This window comes from Dickeya lacustris, from assembly GCF_029635795.1.
GTDB classification, from domain to species: Bacteria; Pseudomonadota; Gammaproteobacteria; order Enterobacterales; family Enterobacteriaceae; genus Dickeya; species Dickeya lacustris.
The window spans coordinates 3,210,898-3,233,183 of record NZ_CP114280.1 but is presented as its reverse complement, the minus strand read 5'-3'; the positions used below and the strand labels follow the sequence as shown (position 1 = coordinate 3,233,183).

Annotated in this window: 17 protein-coding genes and 1 pseudogene; 1 reads left to right on the top strand and 17 read right to left on the bottom strand. The window is 53.5% G+C overall.

All coding sequences use genetic code 11. The annotated features are described in order from the left end of the window. Positions 1-67: 67 nt before the first annotated feature. The 13 genes and pseudogenes from ftsA to mraZ all read right to left on the bottom strand — a co-directional run bounded on the left by ftsA (position 68) and on the right by mraZ (position 14,941). Positions 68-1,324 (bottom strand): cell division protein FtsA, encoded by a 1,257-nt coding sequence (gene ftsA, locus O1Q98_RS14655; RefSeq protein WP_035344206.1) that lies wholly within the window; start codon positions 1,322-1,324, stop codon positions 68-70. Beyond that, entirely contained in the window at positions 1,321-2,193 is an 873-nt protein-coding gene (ftsQ, locus tag O1Q98_RS14650; RefSeq protein WP_125260651.1) for a cell division protein FtsQ, read from the bottom strand. Before ftsQ ends, ftsA begins: the two co-directional genes overlap by 4 nt. Before the next feature lie 188 nt (positions 2,194-2,381). Further along, positions 2,382-3,842, bottom strand: a complete 1,461-nt coding sequence (murC, locus tag O1Q98_RS14645) for a UDP-N-acetylmuramate--L-alanine ligase (protein ID WP_125260652.1) — start codon at positions 3,840-3,842, stop codon at positions 2,382-2,384. 47 nt (positions 3,843-3,889) lie between these two features. Continuing rightward, positions 3,890-4,981 (bottom strand): undecaprenyldiphospho-muramoylpentapeptide beta-N-acetylglucosaminyltransferase, encoded by a 1,092-nt coding sequence (murG, locus tag O1Q98_RS14640; RefSeq protein WP_125260653.1) that lies wholly within the window; start codon positions 4,979-4,981, stop codon positions 3,890-3,892. After that, positions 4,978-6,180: a cell division protein FtsW gene (gene ftsW, locus O1Q98_RS14635; RefSeq protein WP_125260654.1), complete on the bottom strand. Its 1,203-nt coding sequence runs from the start codon at positions 6,178-6,180 to the stop codon at positions 4,978-4,980. Before ftsW ends, murG begins: the two co-directional genes overlap by 4 nt. After that, entirely contained in the window at positions 6,180-7,493 is a 1,314-nt protein-coding gene (gene murD / locus O1Q98_RS14630) for a UDP-N-acetylmuramoyl-L-alanine--D-glutamate ligase (protein ID WP_125260655.1), read from the bottom strand. The genes ftsW and murD overlap by 1 nt, the downstream gene beginning before the upstream one ends. A 16-nt stretch (positions 7,494-7,509) precedes the next feature. Next, positions 7,510-8,593, bottom strand: a pseudogene (gene mraY / locus O1Q98_RS14625) (phospho-N-acetylmuramoyl-pentapeptide-transferase). Further along, positions 8,587-9,948, bottom strand: a complete 1,362-nt coding sequence (murF, locus tag O1Q98_RS14620; protein ID WP_125260657.1) for a UDP-N-acetylmuramoyl-tripeptide--D-alanyl-D-alanine ligase — start codon at positions 9,946-9,948, stop codon at positions 8,587-8,589. Before murF ends, mraY begins: the two are co-directional and overlap by 7 nt. Further along, entirely contained in the window at positions 9,945-11,447 is a 1,503-nt protein-coding gene (gene murE / locus O1Q98_RS14615) for a UDP-N-acetylmuramoyl-L-alanyl-D-glutamate--2,6-diaminopimelate ligase (protein WP_125260658.1), read from the bottom strand. Before murE ends, murF begins: the two co-directional genes overlap by 4 nt. Further along, a complete protein-coding gene (locus O1Q98_RS14610) occupies positions 11,434-13,197 on the bottom strand; it encodes a peptidoglycan glycosyltransferase FtsI (RefSeq protein WP_125260659.1) in 1,764 nt (587 codons plus the stop codon). Before O1Q98_RS14610 ends, murE begins: the two co-directional genes overlap by 14 nt. 21 nt (positions 13,198-13,218) lie before the next feature. After that, positions 13,219-13,542, bottom strand: coding sequence for a cell division protein FtsL (gene ftsL, locus O1Q98_RS14605; RefSeq protein ID WP_125260660.1), 324 nt, complete (start codon positions 13,540-13,542; stop codon positions 13,219-13,221). Beyond that, complete coding sequence (gene rsmH / locus O1Q98_RS14600) at positions 13,539-14,480, bottom strand: 16S rRNA (cytosine(1402)-N(4))-methyltransferase RsmH (RefSeq protein WP_125260661.1); 942 nt, start codon at positions 14,478-14,480, stop codon at positions 13,539-13,541. The genes ftsL and rsmH overlap by 4 nt, the downstream gene beginning before the upstream one ends. 2 nt (positions 14,481-14,482) lie before the next feature. Next, complete coding sequence (mraZ, locus tag O1Q98_RS14595; protein ID WP_125260662.1) at positions 14,483-14,941, bottom strand: division/cell wall cluster transcriptional repressor MraZ; 459 nt, start codon at positions 14,939-14,941, stop codon at positions 14,483-14,485. Positions 14,942-15,807: 866 nt separating this feature from the next. Between mraZ and O1Q98_RS14590 the strand changes: the two genes are divergently transcribed. Beyond that, a complete protein-coding gene (locus O1Q98_RS14590) occupies positions 15,808-16,269 on the top strand; it encodes an L-alanine exporter AlaE (protein WP_125260663.1) in 462 nt (153 codons plus the stop codon). Positions 16,270-16,580: 311 nt separating this feature from the next. On the opposite strand, the gene cra is transcribed toward O1Q98_RS14590, so the two are convergent. The 4 genes from cra to O1Q98_RS14570 all read right to left on the bottom strand — a co-directional run bounded on the left by cra (position 16,581) and on the right by O1Q98_RS14570 (position 22,212). Continuing rightward, positions 16,581-17,585, bottom strand: coding sequence for a catabolite repressor/activator (cra, locus tag O1Q98_RS14585; protein ID WP_125260664.1), 1,005 nt, complete (start codon positions 17,583-17,585; stop codon positions 16,581-16,583). A 243-nt stretch (positions 17,586-17,828) separates the two neighbouring features. Further along, positions 17,829-18,320 carry an acetolactate synthase small subunit gene (ilvN, locus tag O1Q98_RS14580; protein WP_125260665.1) on the bottom strand — a complete coding sequence of 164 codons (492 nt, stop codon included), beginning with the start codon at positions 18,318-18,320 and terminating at the stop codon, positions 17,829-17,831. A 2-nt stretch (positions 18,321-18,322) separates the two neighbouring features. After that, entirely contained in the window at positions 18,323-20,044 is a 1,722-nt protein-coding gene (ilvI, locus tag O1Q98_RS14575) for an acetolactate synthase 3 large subunit (protein WP_125260666.1), read from the bottom strand. 347 nt (positions 20,045-20,391) lie between these two features. Next, positions 20,392-22,212, bottom strand: coding sequence for an AMP-dependent synthetase/ligase (locus O1Q98_RS14570; RefSeq protein WP_125260667.1), 1,821 nt, complete (start codon positions 22,210-22,212; stop codon positions 20,392-20,394). Positions 22,213-22,286: the final 74 nt, after the last annotated feature.

Here is a 22,286-nt window from a genome sequence, read left to right as displayed (position 1 = left end):
TCTCCGTCTTGTGCCTGTGTTACTTCAAGATCAAAAAAGTCGTAATCATGATCTCTTTTGATAATCGTCAAAATTCTTTTCTTAGCCAGCTATTCAGGCGTTTAAACCAGTTGCTGACAGAAGCGCGCTTCTCAACTTCGTGTTCACCACTCAGATGAGACTCTTTGCCGTAATGCAGCAACCCTACAGCGGTCGAATAGTAGGGTTCCTGTGCATAATCCGTTAAGCCTGTAATGTTTAGCGGCTGACCAATACGCACCTGTGTATGAAAAACACGCTGCGCACAGGCGGCCAGCCCATCAATCTGCGCGGCACCGCCGGTCAGCACGATACCAGCCGCCAGATGGTGTTTCACGCCTTGCTGACGCAACTGCTCCTGCAACTGCAACAGCTCTTCATTAACCAGATTCAACAATTCGGTGTAACGCGGTTCAATCACTTCAGCCAGGGTCTGACGTTGCAGACTACGAGGTGGCCTGCCGCCAACACTCGGTACTTCCACCGTTTCATCCTTGCTGACAATCGAACCCAGCGCACAGCCATAACGCACTTTTATGGCCTCGGCATCGGTCGGCGGCGTACCAAACGCGTAGGCTATATCGCTCGTAACCACGTTACCAGCATACGGAATCACTTTTGTGTGGCGTAACGCACCACCGGTGTAAACAGCCATATCCATGGTGCCACCGCCGATATCCACCACACAGACACCTAACTCCCGCTCATCCTCGGTCAGCACCGCATAACTTGATGCCAGACCAGCGAAAATCAGTTGATCCACTTTCAAGCCACAGCGTTCTACTGCCTTGACGATATTCTTCGCCATATCATTATGGCAGGTGATGAGGTGCACCTTGGCCTGCATACGGACACCGGACAAGCCAACCGGGTTTTTAATCCCTTCCTGATAATCAATCGCGTACTCTTGCGGGATAACATGCAAGATGCGGTGCTCGTCGCGCACCCGGACAGATTTGGCCGTATGCACCACGCTTTCTACATCGTCCTGAGTCACTTCTTCTTCCGAGATAGGCACCATACCAATCTCGTTCTGGCAACTGATATGTTTGCCAGACAATGCCAGATACACCGAAGAGATCTGGCAGTCCGCCATCAGTTCCGCCTGGTCGATGGCGCGCTGCACACACTTGACCACCGACTCCAAATCATTAACACCACCTTTATCCATACCCCGGGATGGGCAACTGCCCACACCGATGATATTGATCATGCCATCTGGCAGAACCTCACCAACCAGTGCAGCGACTTTTGCTGTACCGATTTCCAGCCCAACTACCAGTTTTCTGTCCGTCGACTTGATCATTGCTGTTTAGCCTGTGCCTGATTTTGCTGATTACCGTTCTTTTGCTGACCAATGTCTTTTTGCTGATCACTGTCTTTTGGCTGCTCAATAAACGCCGGGCCCCATCCTACTGCCGCACCGGTGTCGTACCGTAAATCGACATAATTGACCCGCTTGTTTTCCGTTTGAGCCTGCCGCTGTAATAACGCATACAACTCCAGAAAACGCGCCAGTCGCCGATTGCGGTCATCACGCCCCAGATTAAGGCGGACATCATCTTCCAAGCCTACCTGCCATGAATGGCGCGCGGTCATCGCCACCATCTTCACCATGAATTTGCCTGCCACCAGGGTCTGGCTAATTTCACGATATCCCTCAAGCACATCGTCTTCACTGCCTTCGGGGCCATAAAGCATCGGCAGTTTTTTATTACCAACCCGTTCAGCCGGCACGCTGAACGTATTTCCGTCACTATCAACCATTAGCTGGTCATTCCAGCGCGCAAACGGAATATATTCAACCAGATGAATCTTTAATTCATCCGGCCACTGCTTGCGCACGCTCGCTTGTTTGATCCAAGGTAAGCGTTCTATCTGCTGCTGAATGACATTCACATCCTGTGTCATAAATGTCCCTGGCGGCCCTAATGACAAAATCGCCTGCCGAATATCATCGTTGGTGGTGTAGTGCCGCTCACCGGTGACAACCAATCGGGAGAGTGGCAGACGGCTGGCATCTTTCATCCACCCCAGCACCATCCAGCTTCCCCACAGGATAGTTCCCACCACCATGAGCAGGAACACGATTCCAGCCAGTTGAACACCGTTACTGCTGCCTCGCGAACTGTTCCCCGGTTCACGCCCGTGTGTATTTAACGCCGCCTGCGACATACTAATCAGCCAATTCCGCAAGACATGCGCGGCAATACCCCTGCCTTTTTCGGGGGCGAGTGCGAAAAACACACCTCATAGCAGTGCTTCAGCCAGTGTCCCGTCTGCTCAACATCGGGCTTCTGGCCAAAAAGACAACCCATAAAGGTTCGTTTTATCACTGCCATCACGCGCTCATATTCCCATTTTCAGTCTTTAGCTGCCGGTTGCAGGCGGGTTTCCGCCAGCCGACGCGCCAGTTTGCCAATGTTACCGGCACCTTGTACCAGTATCAGGTCATCACCCTGCAATGCTTGCGCCAGTAACTCCGGTAACGCGTCAACATCCGGCACCATGATAGGATCTATCTTTCCGCGCCCGCGAATCGTCCGACACAGGGAACGGCTATCGGCACCAGGAATCGGTGCTTCACCGGCCGGGTACACATCCAGCATCAGTAACACATCGACCTGAGACAAAACATGCGCGAAGTCATCGTACAGGTCACGAGTACGGGTATAACGGTGCGGCTGGAAAATCATCACCACACGCTTATCCGGCCAGCCCGCCCGTGCCGCCTTAATGGTCGCGTCAACCTCGGTTGGATGATGCCCATAGTCATCAACCAGCATGGCGCTGCCGCTTTTGCCATTAACCGGCACCAGGGAAAACTCGCCCAGAAAATCAAAGCGGCGACCGGTTCCCTGAAAACGCGCCAGCGCCCGCAAGATGGCCTCGTCGTCAATACCTTCTTCCGTTGCAACCGCGACGGCGGCGGCGGCATTCAACGCATTATGACGCCCCGGTGCGTTGAGGGTGACATTCAGCAGCGGTTTACCCTGTCGCGCCAGCGTGAACATGCCCTGTGCGCCAACCTGACGGTAATCAGCCACGCGTACATCCGCATTCTCACTAAAACCATAGGTCGTAATATGGCGGCCAACACGCGGCAACAGCTCACGAATCACCGCATCATCAAGGCACATCACCGCATGCCCATAAAAAGGCAGGTTATGCAGGAAATTGATGAACGTCTGTTTGAGGTTCTCAAAATCGCCCTGATACGTATCCATATGGTCAGCTTCAATATTGGTGACAATAGCGACCATCGGCTGCAAATGCAGAAACGAGGCATCGCTTTCATCCGCCTCAGCTATCAAAAAACGGCTCGAGCCCAAACGGGCATGCGTCCCCGCCGCTTTAACCAATCCGCCATTGACAAACGTCGGGTCTAAACCCGCTTCGGCATAGATACTTGTGACCATTGCCGTCGTCGTGGTTTTGCCATGCGTACCCGCAATTGCGATGCCATGACGAAAGCGCATCAATTCTGCCAGCATTTCTGCTCGACGAATCACGGGAATACGGGCCTCATGAGCCGCTATAATCTCTGGGTTGTCTGCTGTAATCGCGCTGGACACCACAACCACACTTGCGTTATTCACATTTTCCGGGCGATGGTGAAAATAAATCTGCGCACCCAACTCGGTCAGTTGTTGCGTCACCGCATTCGGTGCCAGGTCAGAACCGCTTATTTCATAGCCTTCATTCGCCAGAACCTCAGCAATGCCACCCATACCGGCACCGCCGATACCGACAAAATGGATGTGCCTAACTCGGTGCATCTCCGGCACGATGGAACGCAGTTTCGCCAGTTCTTGTGTATTCACTATTTATCGCAACCTACATCAATGCCGGGAGAGTTCCGGCCATATCATTAATCCTGAGCAGAACGAGAGGAGTTCGCTGTCGCTGCGGCGATAACGTGCTCTGCTACCTTCTGCGTTGCATCGGGGTGCGCTACCGTGCGGGCTCTTTGCGCCATCTCACGGAGTGTTGCCCGATCCCAGCCAGAGAGCGTTGTGCTTAATGCTTCAACGCTGAGGTCTGACTGTTCAATAATTTTGGCCGCCCCAGCCTTTTCCAGCGGTAAAGCGTTCCAATATTGTTGGCGATCTTTATGCTGAAAAGGCACGAACAGCGCCGGTAAACCTGCGGCAGCGACTTCACTGACGGTTAATGCGCCAGAGCGGCATACCACGACATCCGCCCAGGCATACGCCTGTGCCATATCATCGATAAATTCCGTAATACGATGCTGCGGCTGCCCGGCATCGGCATAGGCCGCCTGAACATCGCTTTGCGCGCCTTTCCCGGTCTGATGCCAGATAGTCACCGCCTCACCCAACGCGGCGGCCACACCGGGCAACGTTTGGTTGAGCACGCGCGCGCCCTGGCTGCCGCCAACGACCAGCACGCGCACCGGGCCATGGCGATCGGTCAAGCGTTGCTCAGGGGCCGGTAGCGCCAACACATCGGTTCGCACCGGGTTCCCCACCACCTCTGCGTCAGAAAAAGCGCCGGGAAATGCCTGTAAAACCCGGCTGGCGATACGCGACAACCAACGATTGGTCAGCCCGGCGATACCATTTTGCTCATGTAAAACCACCGGAACACCGCACAGCCAGGCGGCAATACCACCCGGGCCTGACACATAACCGCCCATGCCCAGCACCACATCGGGTTGATAACGGCGAATAATCGTCTGGGCCTGTCGCACGGCGCGAAAAATACGCACTGGCGCAAGCAGCAGCGCAACAAGTCCCTTCCCTCTCAACCCCGAAATGCGAATAAAGTCGATATCGATGCCGTGTTTAGGCACCAGTTCGGCTTCCATTCTGTCAGCAGTGCCAAGCCAGCGCACCTGCCAGCCCTGCGCCATCAAGTGTTGCGCAACGGCAAGACCAGGGAACACATGCCCACCGGTTCCGCCTGCCATCACCATCAAACGCTTGCCTTTGCCACTCATCGGGCACTCCTCGTAAACGCCTGCGCTTTCGTCAGGCGCGTCTCATAGTCAATACGCAACAACAACACGATGGCCGTTGACATAATCAACAAACTGGAACCACCGTAACTGATAAGCGGTAGAGTCAACCCTTTCGTCGGCAACATACCTGCCGCCGCACCGACATTGACCAGTGTTTGAAAGCTGAACCAGATACCTATTGAGCAGGCCAGAAAACCAGAAAAACGCTGATCGATTTCCAGTGCTCTGCGTCCGATAGACATCGCCCGAAAAGCGACGCAGAATATCATTAACAGTGCTAAAACCACACCGATATAGCCAAGCTCTTCTCCTAAAATGGAGAAAATAAAGTCGGTGTGCGCTTCAGGTAAGTATTCCAGCTTCTGTACGGAGTTACCGAGCCCTTGTCCCCATAATTCCCCACGGCCAAACGCCATAAGCGATTGGGTGAGCTGATAGCCGCTGCCAAACGGGTCGTCCCACGGGTTCCAGAACGAGGTCACGCGGCGCACACGGTAAGGCTCGGCAATAATCAACAGCCCAACGGCAAAAGCGCCGCAACCGATAATGGCAAGAAACTGCCACAATTTGGCACCGGCCAAAAACAGCATGGCCAGCGTGGTAATAAACAGCACAACGACAGTACCCAGATCCGGCTGGGCCAGCAGCAGCACCGCCAGCACTACCATGACGCCCATCGGTTTACAAAAGCCCCAGAAGTTACTGCGCACTTCATCAACCTTGCGCACCATATAGCTGGAGAGGTAGCAAAACAGCGAAAGCTTGGAGAGCTCGGCAGGCTGAACACGCAACGGGCCAAGGGAAATCCAGCGGGATGCGCCATTCACCGAGCTGCCAACCACCAACACCACCAGCAGCATCACGATGGATGCCAACAGCAAGACAATGCTATAGCGCTGCCAGACCTCCATCGGCACCCGCATCGTCACCAGCGATAAGCCAAATGCCAGCCCAAGATAGAGCGCATCACGTTTGGCAAATAAAAACGGGTCGCTTGCCAAACGCTGTCCTACCGGCATGGATGCCGATGTCACCATCACAAAACCAATAATCGCCAGCCCCAGCGTCAGCCACAACAGCGTCCGATCATACAGTACGGCGCTGAGGTCATCGCTTTCGCGAGTCCCCATCATCCAACTTTTCAGACGCCCGACAATACTGGCTCCGACAATGCGCATTATCCCAGCTCCTGCGCCAAACGGGCGAATTCGTCGCCGCGCTGCTCAAAGCTGCGGAACTGATCTAAACTGGCGCAGGCAGGCGAGAGCAGTACCATGTCACCGGAGCGCAGACGCTCGGCGATCAGGTGCATTGATTGCGCCATGGTTTCCGTCTGCGCGGCAATGTCAGGGCGCAGCGCCGCCAACTGCCCGCCATCGCGTCCAAAGCAGTACAGCCGGATATGCTCGCCCTGCAAATAAGGCAACAGCGGAGAAAAATCTGCCGATTTACCATCGCCGCCCAACAGCAAGTGCAGCGTGCCATCAACACGCAGCCCACTCAGCGCCGCTTCGGTACTACCGACATTGGTGGCTTTCGAGTCGTTAACCCAGCGAACGCCGTTACGCTCCAGCGCCAGTTGGAAGCGATGCGGCAAGCCGGTAAACGTGGTCAGCGCCGTCAGCGCCGAGGCACGCGGAATCCCAACGGCATCAGCCAGCGCTAATGCAGCCAGCGCATTGGTATAGTTATGCTGCCCAACCAGTTTGATTTCGCGGGTATTTAACACGCGCTCGCCGTTAACACGTAACCAGGTTTCCCCTTGCTGACGATTAAGGTGGTAATTACCGACATCGACACCAAAACTCAGGCAGCGATCGTCGGCACCGCGTACCGGCATGGTTAACGCATCATCCGCATTGACAATACAGACGCTGGCTTGTTCGTAGATACGTAATTTGGCGGCACGATACTGCTGCAACCCCAGCGGATAGCGGTTGGTGTGATCTTCGGTGACATTGAGGATAGTCGCAGCGGCGGCACGCAGGCTGTAGGTGGTTTCCAGTTGAAAACTGGACAGCTCCAGTACATATAGCGAGCACTCTTGCTTGAGCAGTTCCAGCGCCGGAACACCGATATTGCCGCCTACGCCTACGGCTAACCCCGCCGCGCGCGCCATTTCACCAACCAGCGTGGTCACGGTGCTCTTGCCGTTGGAACCGGTGATAGCGACGATAGGTGCCTGCGCTTCACGGCAGAACAATTCGATATCGCCGATAATTTCAATCCCCGCCTGCGCCGCCTCACACAGCAGCGGCGTCGCCAGCGCAATACCGGGGCTTGCGATAATCAAATCCGCAGACAACAGCCACGCTTCATTAAGGCTGCCGAGGTGACGCTCAATATTGGCAGGTAACTTATCAAGGCCCGGTGGACTGATACGGGTATCCACCACGCGTGGCACAACACCGCGCGTCAGGAAAAAATCAACACAGGACAGCCCTGTCAGGCCTAACCCGATAATGACAACCTTTCTACCCTGATAGTCCATGTTTACCGTACCTTATTTACCGTACTTTGAGCGTGACCAAACCGATGAGCATCAGCATCATCGAAATAATCCAGAACCGTACAATCACACGCGGCTCCGGCCACCCTTTAAGTTCATAATGGTGATGAATAGGCGCCATGCGGAAAATACGCTGGCCACGCAGTTTGAAAGAACCGACCTGCAAGATAACCGACAGCGTTTCCACCACGAAAACACCGCCCATAATCACCAGCAGAAACTCCTGTCGCAGCAGCACGGCTATCGTTCCCAACGCGCCGCCCAGAGCCAGAGAACCGACATTCGCCCATGAACACCTGGGCCGGATAAGTGTTAAACCAGAGAAAACCGAGACCGGCACCGACAATGGCAGTACACACCACCACCAGCTCGCTGGCATGGCGAATGTAGGGAATATGCAGATAACTGGCGAAATTCATGTTACCGGTAGCCCAGGCCACCAGCGCAAACCCGGCGGCGACAAACACGGTCGGCATAATCGCCAGCCCATCGAGGCCATCGGTCAGGTTCACCGCGTTACTGGTGCCGACGATGACAAAATAGGCCAGCAAAATATAGAGCAGCCCTAACTGTGGCATCACATCTTTGAAGAATGGCACCACCAGTTGTGTTGCCGGTGTGCCTTTGCCAATGGCGTACATCGAAAATGCCACCGTCAAGGCCAGCACCGATTGCCAGAAATATTTCCAGCGCGCAATCAGCCCCTTGGTGTCTTTACGCACCACCTTACGGTAATCATCGACAAACCCGACGATGCCATACCCGATTAACACCAGCAGCACGCACCAGACGTAAGGGTTCGCCAGATTAACCCACAGCAACACCGAGGCAATGATTGAAGCCAGAATCATCACACCGCCCATCGTCGGGGTGCCGCGCTTACTAAAATGGGACTCCGGCCCTTCGCTACGCACCACCTGGCCTATCTGCAAGCGCTGGAGCCAGGCAATCAAGTGCGGCCCCATCCACAGCGAAATCATTAATGCCGTCAGCAGGCTGACAATGGCGCGAAACGTCAAATAAGAGAAGACGTTAAAGCCGGAATAATACTTGACCAGATGCTCGGCCAGCCAAACTAACATGTGGCATTCTCCTGTAATGCGTGTACTACCTGCTCCATCGCCGCACTGCGGGAGCCTTTGATTAATATCGTCAGGGTATTATGCTGCGCGATGAGCGCGTGCAAACGGGCAATCAACGCGGGTTTATCAGCGAAATGCTCGCCTACGCCGCTATTTTCACTGATGAGCGCGCTCAATACGCCCACACTGAGCACTTTATCAATCTTTGCCTGATGCGCAGCTTCGCCAACCTGACGGTGGCAGGCCTGAGCATCCTGACCCAATTCAGCCATATCGCCGACCACCATCACACGGTATCCCGGCATTTCTGCCAGCACCTGCACTGCGGCCTGCATCGAACCAACATTGGCGTTATAGCTATCATCAAGCAGCTGTTTTCCCGCCGAAAGCGTAATCGGGAACAGACGCCCAGGCACAGCGGACAGTTCTGCTAACCCGGCTTTCACCGCCGCCAACGGTGCATCAACAGCCAATGCCAGCGCGGCGGCAGCCAGCGCATTGGCAACATTGTGTCGCCCGGGTAACGGCAGCGTAACCGCTATCGCACCGACCGGCGTATGCAAGGTAAAATCCGTCCCCCTGGCACCGACGTTTATCTCGCTGGCATAAAAATCCACGCCATCGCGCTGCTGCGGTGAAAAGCGCCAGAGCGTCTTACCCTGTAATGCTGGCTGCCAGCGCGCTTCGTCGTGGCTATCCGCGTTCACTATCGCCACACCGCTTTGCGGCAAACCGCCAAAAATCTCGCCTTTGGCTTGCGCAACGCCTTGCAAAGACCCAAACCCTTCCAGATGCGCGGCGGCGAGATTATTCACCAGCGCGGCTTGCGGGCAGACCATGGCTGTGGTGTAAGCGATTTCGCCAACATGGTTAGCACCAAGCTCAATCACCGCGTAGTCATGCTCTGACGTCAGGCGAAACAGCGTTAGCGGCACACCGATGTCATTATTAAAATTACCGGCGGTATACAGCACATTGCCGCACTGACGTAAAATGGACGCCGTCATCTCCTTGACGGAGGTTTTACCCGAAGAACCGGTCAAGGCGACGACCTTCGCACGGCTCTGCTGCCTGACCCAGCGGCCAATGGTTCCCAGCGCTTGCCGGGTGTCCTGCACCACCAATTGCGGCACATTGACAGGTAAGTGCTTACTGACCAGTAATGCCGCCGCCCCTTCTTTAACGGCAACATCGGCATAATCATGAGCATCAAATTGCTCGCCACGTAATGCAACGAACAGGCAACCCGCCGTCAGCTTGCGGGTATCGGTTGAAATGTCATCAACGAAAAGGTCATCTCCCAACAGACGCGCATCAAGGATGTCGGCCAGTTGTCGTAACGACACGCGGATCATGCGATAACCCCCAGCAAACGGGCAACGGTGATTCGGTCTGAATAATCGAGCCGTTCATTACCAACCAGTTGATAATCTTCATGTCCTTTACCCGCGACCAGCACCACGTCCTGCGCGCTGGCCTGCATTACCGCACTCGTTACCGCTTCCGCACGTCCTGCAATCACCTGAACGCGCCCGGCATCCAGCAAGCCACTGAGAATATCGGTCACGATGGCATGCGGATCTTCACTGCGCGGGTTATCGTCTGTCACGATCACCCGATCGGCCAGTTGTTCAGCAACCGCACCCATCAGGGGCCGCTTACCTTTATCCCTATCGCCGCCGCAGCCAAACACGCACCACAGCGTGCCGTGGCAATGCAAACGCGCGGCCTGCAACGCTTTTTCCAGCGCATCGGGAGTATGAGCATAATCCACCACCACCGTCGGACGATTCTCGGCCACGAACACTTCCATGCGGCCACAAACCGGCTGGAGCGAAGACCCGGTTTCCACCAACTGCGCCAGCGGATAGCCCAACGCCAGCAGCGTCGCCAGCGCCAGCAACAGGTTACTGACATTAAACGCCCCCATCAGGCGGCTGTTGATAACACCAGCCCCCCAACAGGAATCAAAATGCACCGTAAAACCGCTGTCGTGATAGGTCACTTGCGTTGCCCGCAGCCAGCGCGCACGGCTGGGCTCAATATGCCCGTCTGCCTGCCCTGCTGGGCCCATCGTTACCGCAACGGCATCCGGCAGGCGCGACAACCAACGGCGTCCCACATCGTCATCTGCATTGATAATGTGCTGCCCAGACGCATGCTCGGCGAACAGTTGCCATTTAGCCGCTTCATAACTGGCCATATCGCCGTGATAATCAAGATGATCTCGGCTCAGGTTGGTAAACACCGCAGCGGCGAACGACAGCGCGGCAACGCGATGCTGCACCAGTCCGTGCGAGGAGACTTCCATCGCCGCGAATTGTGCCCCTTGCGCCACCAGTTGGCTGAGTGTTTGCTGCACATCGACCGCCGAACCGGTGGTATTTTCTGAGGGCACCACATGCCCTAACAGACCATTGCCTACCGTGCCCATCACCGCGCTGGTTTTCCCCAACGCCTGGCACCATTGCGCCAATAACTGGGTCGTGGTGGTTTTGCCGTTCGTGCCCGTCACGCCGACCAGTTGCAACGCTGATGAGGGCTGGTGATAAAAACGCCCGGCCAGTTCTGAGAGCCGCTGATTCAGGTTGGCGAGATAAATCACCGGGACACCATGCATATCAACCCGCTTACCGTCCGGCATGTCGGCATCAGCCTGCGCGACAATCGCCGCCACACCCTGCGCGATAGCTTGCGGAATATAGTGCCGCCCATCGGTTTTATGGCCGACCACAGCCACAAACAGATCCCCGGCAGCCGCTGCACGGCTGTCTAATGTCATTTCCCGCAGCGCACACGCCGGGGCGTCACTGACCCACGGCGTCAGGACATCGCGCAAGTTACGATCTGTCACCTGAACCCTCTTTTCTGTTAGTCACAAATTCACTTTTCTCGCCGTTCGCCAACGCATCTGGTTCGATGTTCATGGTACGTAACACACCGCCCATGATTGCGCCGAAGACCGGTGCCGATACAGCACCACCGTAGTATTTGCCCGCCTGAGGGTCATTGATAACCACCACCAGCGCAAAGCGCGGATTACTGGCGGGAGCGACTCCGGCGGTATAGGCAATGTACTTGTTGATGTATTTTCCATCCGGGCCGACTTTCTTTGCCGTACCGGTTTTAATGGCTATGCGATACCCCTTCACCGCCGCTTTCGTGCCGCCGCCGCCGGGTAATGCCACGCTTTCCATCATGTGTACCACCGTGCGGACTATCGATTCCGGGAACGCCCGTTCACCGGGGACTGGCGGGTCAACTTTGGTTATCGACAGCGGGCGATAAACGCCAAAACTGCCGATGGTGGCGTAAACGCGGGCCAGTTGCAGCGGCGTCACCATCAACCCATAGCCAAACGAGAAGGTCGCGCGCTCGATATCCGACCAGCGTTGACGGTTTGGATAAAGGCCAAGGCTTTCACCGACTAACCCCAGATTGGTCGGTTTACCAAGGCCGAAACGAGAGTAAGTGTCCACTAATGCAGAGGCCGGCATCGCCAGCGCCAGATGTGATACCCCAACGTTACTGGACTTTTGCAGCACACCGGCCAGTGTCAGTTCGCTATAGCGTGCCACGTCTTTGATTTCGTGACCGTTGATGTAATACGGCAGCGTATTGAGTACCGCATTCTCTTTCACGACGTTACGCTGAAGCGCCGTCATCACCACCATCGGCTTTACTGTCGAACCGGGTTCAAAAATATCGGTAATCGCCCGGTTACGAATCACGTCAGTTGCTGTACCGCTCAGGTTATTCGGGTTATAGGAAGGGCTATTGGCCATCGCCAGCACTTCACCGGTGTTAACATCCACTAACACCGCCGTACCGGATTCCGCCTTGTTAAACGCTACGGCATTGTTCAGTTCACGGTAGACCAGCGCCTGCAAGCGTTCATCAATACTGAGCACCAGATTATGAGCGGCCTGACTGTCTACCGAGGAAATGTCCTCGATAACGCGGCCGAAGCGATCTTTACGCACCGTCCGCTCACCCGGCCGCCCGGTTAACCAGCGGTCGAAGCTTTTCTCGATGCCTTCAATGCCCTGACCATCGATATTGGTAAAACCGATTAAATGCGATGTGACTTGTCCTGAAGGGTAGTAGCGGCGCGACTCTTGACGCAGATTAATGCCCGGCAACTTAAGTTTATGAACATATTCACCGATTGCTGGGTTTATCTGACGAGCGAGATAGACAAAGCGGCCACTGGGATTGGCATTCACCTTGGCGGCAATCTGGTCAAGCGGCAGATCCAACGCATCGGCCAGCGCTTTCCAGCGAGTATCTAGCGAAATGCCGCCGTGATCATTCACTTCTTTTGGATCTGCCCATATGGCGTTGACCGGCACGCTTACCGCCAAAGGACGACCCGCCCGATCGCTTATCATGCCGCGTGCCGTCGGGACTTCCTGCACGCGCAGAGAGCGCATATCACCTTCACGAACCAGCTTATCGGGCGCAATAACCTGCAAATAAGCGGCCCGCAGCATCAGGCCAACCATGCACAACAAAATTCCCCCGCACAGCAACGCAAAACGCCAGCTGACAAAGCTGGCATGTTCTTCCTGACGCTTTAACTTTCCTGGCCGCGCTGCTTTCATAATTTAGCAGTACCTATTAACTCATTGTTGCTTAACCACAATATTTTCCTGTGACGGATCAACATGCACCATATGGAGCTTTTCGGTGGCGATCTGTTCAACACGACTGTGATCGCCCAGCGCATTCTCTTCCAAAATCAGGTTGCGCCATTCAATATCGAGAGCGTCGCGTTCAAGCAGCAACCGCTCACGTTCGGCAGTCAGCAAACGCGTGCGGTGTGCGGTTGTCACCACCAAAATCGCCGACACCAGCACCGCTATCAGCAGCAGTACCGCTATCTTGCCGTGGCGCAGCAAATCTTCCGCAATGACGCCGCCAAGAGAATGACGCTCATTGCCAATCACGATGCGAGCCTCTCGGCAAAGCGCAATACTGAGCTGCGCGCTCGCGGGTTATCGGCAACTTCAGCCTCGGGCGGCATCATTTTTCCTATCGATTTCAGCGTCTGACCGCCCTGACTGCGCAACTGTTCTTCCGTCAGCGGTAATCCGGCAGGCACTTGCGGCCCACGGCTATGCTGACGGATAAAGCGTTTCACAATCCTATCTTCCAGCGAATGAAAGCTGATAACCGACAGACGACCACCGGGTGCCAGCACCTGCAACGCCCCATTCAAGGCGCGCTCAATTTCTTCGAGTTCACTGTTGATATAGATGCGAATAGCCTGAAATGAACGGGTGGCCGGGTGCTTGTGTTTTTCCCGTATCGGGCTTGCCGCCGCAATGAGCTCCGCCAGCGCTTTGGTGCGCGTCAGTGGATCAAGGCGGTTGCGCTCAACAATGGCGCGAGCGATACGTTTGGCAAAACGCTCTTCACCGAAGGTTTTCAGCACCCAGGCGATGTCTTCTTCAGCCGCGCTCATTAACCATTGCGCCGCCGATTGACCACGGGTCGGGTCCATACGCATATCGAGCGGGCCATCACGCATAAATGAAAAACCGCGCTCCGGGTCATCCAACTGCGGCGAAGAAACGCCTAAATCCAGCAAAATGCCATCAATTTTGCCGGTCAAACCGCGCTCTGCAACATAATCAGCGAGATCGGAAAATGGCCCATGAATGATCGAGAAGCGCTCATCGTTAAAGGTTTGAGCGACAGCCACAGCCTGTGGGTCGCGATCAATTGCCAGCAAGCGACCTTCCGGCCCGAGATGAGACAGAATGAGGCGCGAGTGACCACCACGACCAAACGTGCCATCAATATAGATACCGTCGCTGCGGATACCCAGGCCGTTAACAGCCTCATCCAACAGTACAGTGGTGTGTTTAAACGTTTCTGCCATGACTATAGTGATAAATCCCGCAGCCGCTCGGATAACGGCTCCTGAGCCGACTGCTCTGCGTCAATATCTTCCTTGACTTGTCGATACCAGGTCTGTTCATCCCACAGCTCAAATTTATTGAACTGTCCAACCAGCATCACTTCTTTCGTAAGACCCGCATGTTGCCGCAGTGTTGAGGCAATTAATATCCGGCCAGCGTTATCCATCTGACATTCACTGGCATGTCCCAACAGCAGGCGCTGAACTCGGCGTTCAACAGGGTTCATACTGGACAGGCGAGAAAGTTTCTGTTCGATAATTTCCCATTCGGGCAGTAGATAAAGCAGCAGGCAGGGCTGATGCAGGTCAATGGTACAAACCATTTGGCCTTGCGCTTCCTCTGTAAGCCAATCCCGGTATCGGGTAGGAACGGCGAGCCGTCCTTTGCCATCGAGGTTGACCAGCGTCGCCCCACGAAACATGACCGTATTTAACCCTTCATGACCTTTTTTACCACTTTATCCCACAAATCCCCACTAATGAGAGTTTACGGAGCGGATTAAAAGCTTGTCAAGCCAGCACAGGGGCACCTGAACATTATTTCCGATTTAGTTGAGGTATGAAAAAACCGCCAAAAAATCATCACCGCGAAATAATGAAGATTAACGTTGTGATTATTTAAGGAAAATTAATGGCTATCAGGAAGGAGGCTAAAGATATCGCGTTTTTTATTCGATGCAATATTATTTTGATTGTCACAGTTAGATACGTATTTTTTGATTTTCACTGCCGATAATTTCTATTTTTATCGACTGATTTTTAAACAGTTTCTTGATAATTTTTCGCGCACTTATCCGCATACAGACATCAGAATGAATTTATTTTCGCCAGAATGAAATTTTTTTGATGTCGCACACGCTATCTGCCACTTCAGGCAAGGTTATCTATTTATCCCGGAAATATTAAGCAACAGGCGCGTCATTCTTTATACGGCCTACTGGCGTTATATCCACCTCATTCACATTCACTTGCACTTTACTTCTTGGCAACATTCTTTTTGCACTGCCGTAGTGTTTTCTCTGTGTGACAGTCACCGTTCTAATGGAAAAGATAAAACATTGTTTTATATAACATAATAAACTTCTCTCACGATCTATAGAGCGTAAAAGACGATTTGCAGCCATAAAGTCGCGCTGATGAACAAAAAACAATCAAAAATAAGTTTTTTTCACTAGTTAAAAGATAATTAATAGATATGTATACTGATAAGAATGCAATTAAGCCAAACCAAAAACCAAAAAAACGCCAATTAAGTAAAATATTATACTTCAAATAGGGGTTTAAGAAGATGTTTTCCTCCGCATCCAAAATTCGTGGTATTGTCGCCGATACCGTTGCCATGGTGGTCTACTGTTTTCTAACAGGGATGGCAATTGAAATCGTCTTATCCGGTATGACTTTTGAGCAATCACTTTCCTCACGGTTATTATCTATTCCGGTGAATATTGTTATTGCCTGGCCATATGGCGTATATCGCGATCGTATTGTTGCGATAACGTTACGATTTAGTATGAAAGGGCAGAGAGGGAAAAACATTGCCGATCTGTTTGCTTATGTCAGTTTCCAGTCGCCTGTTTATGCCGCTATCCTACTGATTATCGGCGCAGAACCAGAACAAATCATTAAAGCTGTTGCCAGCAATGCGCTTATTTCCATGCTGATGGGCGTGGCATACGGTTATTTTTTGGAGTATTGCCGCCGTCTGTTCCGTGTCAGTATTTCCCAAAGTTCGCAAATTATCAGTCATTAATCCGAAATCGATTATTGGGAATATAAAAACGAAGAAAAAGGAATAAAAATAAGAATTATCTTACACAAGAAACAGACAAATCTAACGCGCGAAAAGAAGGGAAAAAGAAGGGGTATAGCCACACATACCGCAACGCTTTTCGTCAGGTTTAACGCAAGCCGACAGCTGATTTTCATCGCGCCGTGTCGCCAGAACACCGAGGTGTGGCGCATTGAACGCCACATCTGCCGCATATTATGTTGTCATCGCCATAACGCTGTCAGTGCTGGCAACCGCTGCCGCACTGACAGAACCGTCTTAGCGCCGAGTCACTAACGTCGGCCTAAAGAGCCGCGTCGGTACAGATTTCGCCGGATACGGTACAACCCCGGCTTGGGTTTGCGCGGCTCATCAAGACTTGCCAGCACCAGTTCCAGCACGCGTTCTGCCACTTCGCGATGACGCTGCGCCACCGCCAGCACCTGACATTCCAGAAAATCCAGTAGTTCATTATCGCCAAACGTGGCAATCGCCAAATTATTCGGCAAGCGGCCACTCTGCCTTAGCGTGACATCCATGACGCCCTGCAACAGGGGAAACGACGTGGTGAACAGCGCCTGAGGCATTGGATGCGTTTTCAGATACTCTTCAAATACCGCTGCCGCAGCACTGCGTTCATAGCTATTGGCATAAATGTAATTGACCTGACGGGCATCGCCTTCCCAGGCTTGCCGAAACCCTTGCTCACGTAAAAAACTCACGGATAACTCGGGTAATGCGCCGAGATACATCACGGCCTGGGCGTCTATTTTGCGCAACTCCTGCGCCAGCATTTCCGCATCTTCCATATCCGCCCCAACCACGCTGGTGAAGTGCTCGCGGTCAAGCGCTCTATCAAGCGCGATAATAGGCAGAGGATCGTTAGCCCAACGTTGATAAAACGGATGCTCCGGCGGTAAAGCCGTCGAAACGATGATGGCGTCAACCTGACGTTGCAGCAGATGTTCAATACAACGCATTTCGTTATCGGGTTGATCTTCAGAACAGGCAATCAGCAACTGATAACCGCGCTGACGCGCCTGACGCTCCAGATAATTGGCAATACGGGTATAGCTGGTATTCTCCAAATCGGGAATCACCAGCCCGATAGAGCGGGTACGCCCGGCACGCAAACCGGCAGCCACGGCGTTTGGGTGGTAATTATGTTCCCGAACAACCGCCATCACTTTTTCAACCGTTTTGTCGCTCACGCGATATTGCTTCGCCTTACCATTAATAACGTAACTGGCCGTTGTACGCGAAACCCCAGCAAGACGCGCAATTTCATCCAGTTTCACTGGCAACCCCTTAATAAGCCGGATAAAAAGTAAAGAATAAACCGATAACCATGAATTAACCGTGGATATGATACCGATCTAAACGCAGAAAACACTGACGGGCAACCGCTTTTATTATTTATATCGGTTCAGAAGTAAAAAGCCCGGCGTCATAGCCGGGCTAGATATTACCACCATAGAAGCCAGTTTTGCTGTACGAAAATCAGCATATTGCCAAACTACCGGCCCCGTTTCAGCTTCGCGTCAGCGCATGATACGCTCGCCGCGAGCAACGCCGACCACGCCTGAGCGCGCAACCTCAATCACTTCAGCGACCTCACGCACGCTATTGAGAAAGGCATCGAGCTTTTCACTGGTGCCCACCAGTTGCACGGTATACAGCGAGGCGGTGACATCCACAATCTGCCCGCGAAAAATGTCTGCGCTGCGTTTGACTTCTTCACGCCCGTATCCGGTTGCCTGGAGTTTGACCAACATCAGCTCGCGCTCAACATAAGCGCCTTGCCCAAGCTCGCTCACGCGCAGCACATCCACCAGTTTATGCAGTTGTTTTTCAATCTGCTCCAGCACTTTCTCATCACCCACGGTTTGAATGGTCATGCGAGACAGTGTCGGGTCATCCGTTGGGGCAACCGTCAGGCTTTCAATGTTATAACCGCGTTGTGAAAACAGGCCAATCACGCGCGACAGCGCACCTGATTCATTCTCCAGCAATACTGACAAAATACGACGCATGATCAGGTCCTCTCCGTTTTACTTAACCACATCTCATCCATTGCTCCGCCACGGATTTGCATAGGATAGACATGCTCGCTGCTGTCTACGCGTACATCCACAAACACCAGACGGTTTTTTTGCTCCAGCGCCTCGGTGAGTTTCGACTCAAGCTCATCCGGCTTATCGATAGTGATACCGACATGGCCGTAAGCCTCTGCCAGTTTGACAAAATCAGGCAGCGACTCCATGTATGAGCTGGAATGGCGGCCAGAATAGATCATGTCCTGCCACTGTTTGACCATACCGAGGAAACGGTTATTCAGGCTGACCACGACAACCGGTAAGTCATACTGCAACGCCGTCGATAACTCCTGAATATTCATCTGGATACTGCCATCACCGGTCACGCAGATAACGGTTTCCTGCGGCAACGCCAGCTTAATCCCCAGCGCGGCGGGTAAACCAAACCCCATCGTACCCAGACCGCCGGAGTTCACCCAACGGCGCGGCTCATCAAACGGGTAATAGAGTGCGGCAAACATTTGGTGCTGACCCACGTCTGAAGCAATATACGCCTTGCCCTGCGTCAGGCGGTGCAGCGTTTCAATGACAGCCTGCGGTTTGATGGCTTCACCCTCAGTGCTGTACTTCAGGCACTGGCGCGCGCGCCATTGCTCAATGAGCTGCCACCAGTCGCGTAACCCATCAAATTTCTGCGACGTATTACCACCTTGCGCCAACAGATCCAGCATCAGCGTCAGTACCTGATGGGCGTCGCCAACAATTGGAATATCTGCCGCTACCGTTTTAGAAATGGAGGCGGGATCGATATCAATATGCAAAATAGTGGCGTTCGGGCAGTATTTGGCCAGATTATTGGTGGTTCTATCATCAAAACGCACCCCGACGGCGAAGATGACATCCGCGTTGTGCATTGCCATATTGGCTTCGTAAGTGCCGTGCATGCCCAGCATGCCAAGACACTGGCGATGGGTGCCAGGGAAGCCGCCCAATCCCATTAACGAGCAGGCGACAGGGAGATTCAGTTTCTCTGCCAGCTCACGCAATGGCTGATGGCAGTTGGCATTAATGACGCCGCCGCCGCTGTAAATAACCGGGCGCTCTGCGGCCAGCAGCGTCTGCAACGCGCGTTTGATCTGCCCTTTATGGCCCTGCACGGTCGGGTTGTAAGAGCGCAGGCTGACCTGATCCGGGTAGGCATAAGGCAGTTTGTTGGCGATGTTGAGAATATCTTTTGGCAAATCCACCACCACGGGGCCTGGGCGACCGCTGGCGGCGAGATAAAACGCTTTCTTCAGCACCGTAGGAATATCTTCCGTGCGCTTAACCAGATAGCTATGCTTCACCACCGGGCGGGAAATCCCCACCATGTCGCATTCCTGAAACGCATCATAACCAATCAAAGAGGTTGCTACCTGACCAGAAATCACGACCAGAGGAATGGAGTCCATGTATGCGGTCGCAATCCCGGTAATTGCATTCGTCGCCCCAGGGCCTGATGTGACCAACACCACGCCGACCTCGCCCGTTGCACGTGCATAACCGTCAGCCATGTGTACCGCGCCCTGCTCATGACGCACTAAAATATGCTCGATGCCACCAACCGTGTGCAATGCATCATAAATATCCAGCACCGCCCCACCCGGATAACCGAACACATGTTTTACGCCCTGATCGATCAACGATCGAACCACCATTTCGGCGCCTGACAACATCTCCATGGGTTTGCCTCTTATTGTTCAGATAGCGACTTGTTCAGATAGCGACGCTTCACGCCGCAGTATTGACAGGGGAAAACCCCGCGCTCACAGACGGCTCCCACAGGAGGCCGCCGGGTTTTAACATATAACTTATTAACATAACGCCAGATGATGACGCAGGCAAACCGCGCGGCCGCGCAGGCGGTGCGGTGTTTTTAGTAAATCAACTGTTAAAAGAGAGTAAGAGGAGATAAAACGCTAACACATCAGCATGACATTCAAAAATATCCCGCCATGCCGATGCATTACAGAGTGAAATATTGGTACAAAAAATTAAAGCTCACCGTCATCAACCGTCAAAACGACTGCTAATCGGTGTACATGGCTTCAATTTCCAGCTGATAACGCTGATGAATGACTTTTCGACGGAGTTTTAATGTCGGGGTCAACTCACCTTGCTCCAGACTAAACGGCGCGGCCAGCAACGTGAATTTCTTTACCTGCTCAAAGCGGGCAAACTCTTTTTGCACCGTATGCAGGCGCTGTTCAAACAGCGACAAAATATGGCTATTGCGCAACAGCTCCATCCTGTCTTGATAGATAAGATTGATAGAACGCGCATACTCTTCCAGCGCATCAAAACAAGGCACAATCAGTGCGGATACATATTTACGCGCATCGGCAATCACCGCGACCTGTTCGATAAAGCGATCCTGGCCTAATGCACCTTCCAAATGCTGAGGCGCAATATATTTCCCCCCGGACGTCTTCATCAGATCCTTCAGCCGTTCGGTGATAAACACATTGCCATTTTCATCTATTTCACCGGCATCACCGGTTTTAAACCAGCCATCAGGCGTAAACGCAGCAGCTGTCTCCTGCTCGCGACGATAGTAGCCGCGCATCACGGTTGCACCGCGCACCTGAATCTCATTGTGCTCGCCTATTCGAACGGCAATGCCCGGCAGCGGCGTCCCTACGGAGCCGGTTTCGCCATACTCTTGCCAGCACGAAACGGTCGCACAGGTTTCCGTCAACCCGTAGCCATAGACAATCCGCACGCCCATCGACTGAAAAAACGCGATTATCCGGCTATCAAGATGTGCGCCTGCGGCAGGCATAAAGCGCACGTTGCCGCCTAACAAATGGCGTAAACGCGACAAAACCAGCCGGTCAGCCAGACGATAACGCAGCGTTTGCCACAGACCGACGCTTTTACCTGCCTGACGACGTAAAAAGGCCTGTTTTCCCTGCGTCATCGCCCAATGAAACAACGACCGACGTAACCAGGGTGCCTGCGCAACCTTTTCATGAATTGCGCTAAACACTTTTTCATAAAAGCGAGGGACTGCGCACATTAGCGTAGGCCGCACAGCGGCCATGGCGTCACGCACTCGATTGGTATCACGCAGAAAAACGTTCACCGCATCGCTGTGCATAATAAAAAAGCTCCAGGCTCGTTCAAACACATGCGACAGCGGCAGAAAACACAGTGATACATCCTGGCCGCCAACGTCCAGGCGCTCATCGTGCAGCATCAGTTGGTTTGCCATATTGGCATAATCGAGCATGACGCCTTTGGGCTCACCGGTTGTGCCCGAGGTGTAGATAAGCGTGAATAAATCATCAAGGCTACGCTCGGCCACGCGTTGGCGCAGCACCGGCTCCCACACCGTCACTTCCGCCTTCTCTTCAAACTCCTGCAACGACATCGCCATATCACAACCGCGACGCCGAATCTGATCATCCATCAGAATAATCGTGCGTAGCTGTGGGCAGCTCTCACGCAGCGACATCAGCAGATCAAACTGCGCCTGGCCGCCAACAAACACGATTCGAATATCCGCATCGTTGAGAATAAACGCGGTTTGGGCCGCCGCACTGGTGGCATATAGCGGTACGGTCACGGCGCGCAGATGCAATAACGCTAAATCAGTCAATGACCAGGCAATCGCATTGTCAGAGAAGATAGCCACCCGCTCCTGTACATCAACGCCTAATCCAAGCAGGCCGCAGGCAATGCGACGGATGCGTTCACCGGCTTGATGCCAATCGAGCTGGCATTCCCGGTGCGGCTCCCATTCACGGAACGCCAGCGCGTTTGGCCGCTGGGTTATCTGCTGTTGAATGCGATGAACCAGGTGGTATTGCGAGAGTGACGGGTCTTGTGAGTGTGAATGAGTCTTCATGATGCGTGCATGAGCCTGACAATTTCAATAATCGGCGATATAAATCGGGCAGGCAGTCTACCTTGCCGCAAAGC

Bases quoted from the DNA above. Each gene is read 5' to 3' on its own strand.
- ftsA (WP_035344206.1), bottom strand. From the start codon at position 1,324: ATGATCAAGTCGACGGACAGAAAACTGGTAGTTGGGCTGGAAATCGGT.
- ftsQ (WP_125260651.1), bottom strand. From the start codon at position 2,193: ATGTCGCAGGCGGCGTTAAATACACACGGGCGTGAACCGGGGAACAGT.
- murG (WP_125260653.1), bottom strand. From the start codon at position 4,981: ATGAGTGGCAAAGGCAAGCGTTTGATGGTGATGGCAGGCGGAACCGGT.
- ftsW (WP_125260654.1), bottom strand. From the start codon at position 6,180: ATGCGCATTGTCGGAGCCAGTATTGTCGGGCGTCTGAAAAGTTGGATG.
- murD (WP_125260655.1), bottom strand. From the start codon at position 7,493: ATGGACTATCAGGGTAGAAAGGTTGTCATTATCGGGTTAGGCCTGACA.
- murF (WP_125260657.1), bottom strand. From the start codon at position 9,948: ATGATCCGCGTGTCGTTACGACAACTGGCCGACATCCTTGATGCGCGT.
- O1Q98_RS14610 (WP_125260659.1), bottom strand. From the start codon at position 13,197: ATGAAAGCAGCGCGGCCAGGAAAGTTAAAGCGTCAGGAAGAACATGCC.
- rsmH (WP_125260661.1), bottom strand. From the start codon at position 14,480: ATGGCAGAAACGTTTAAACACACCACTGTACTGTTGGATGAGGCTGTT.
- mraZ (WP_125260662.1), bottom strand. From the start codon at position 14,941: ATGTTTCGTGGGGCGACGCTGGTCAACCTCGATGGCAAAGGACGGCTC.
- O1Q98_RS14590 (WP_125260663.1), top strand. From the start codon at position 15,808: ATGTTTTCCTCCGCATCCAAAATTCGTGGTATTGTCGCCGATACCGTT.
- ilvN (WP_125260665.1), bottom strand. From the start codon at position 18,320: ATGCGTCGTATTTTGTCAGTATTGCTGGAGAATGAATCAGGTGCGCTG.
- ilvI (WP_125260666.1), bottom strand. From the start codon at position 20,044: ATGGAGATGTTGTCAGGCGCCGAAATGGTGGTTCGATCGTTGATCGAT.
- O1Q98_RS14570 (WP_125260667.1), bottom strand. From the start codon at position 22,212: ATGAAGACTCATTCACACTCACAAGACCCGTCACTCTCGCAATACCAC.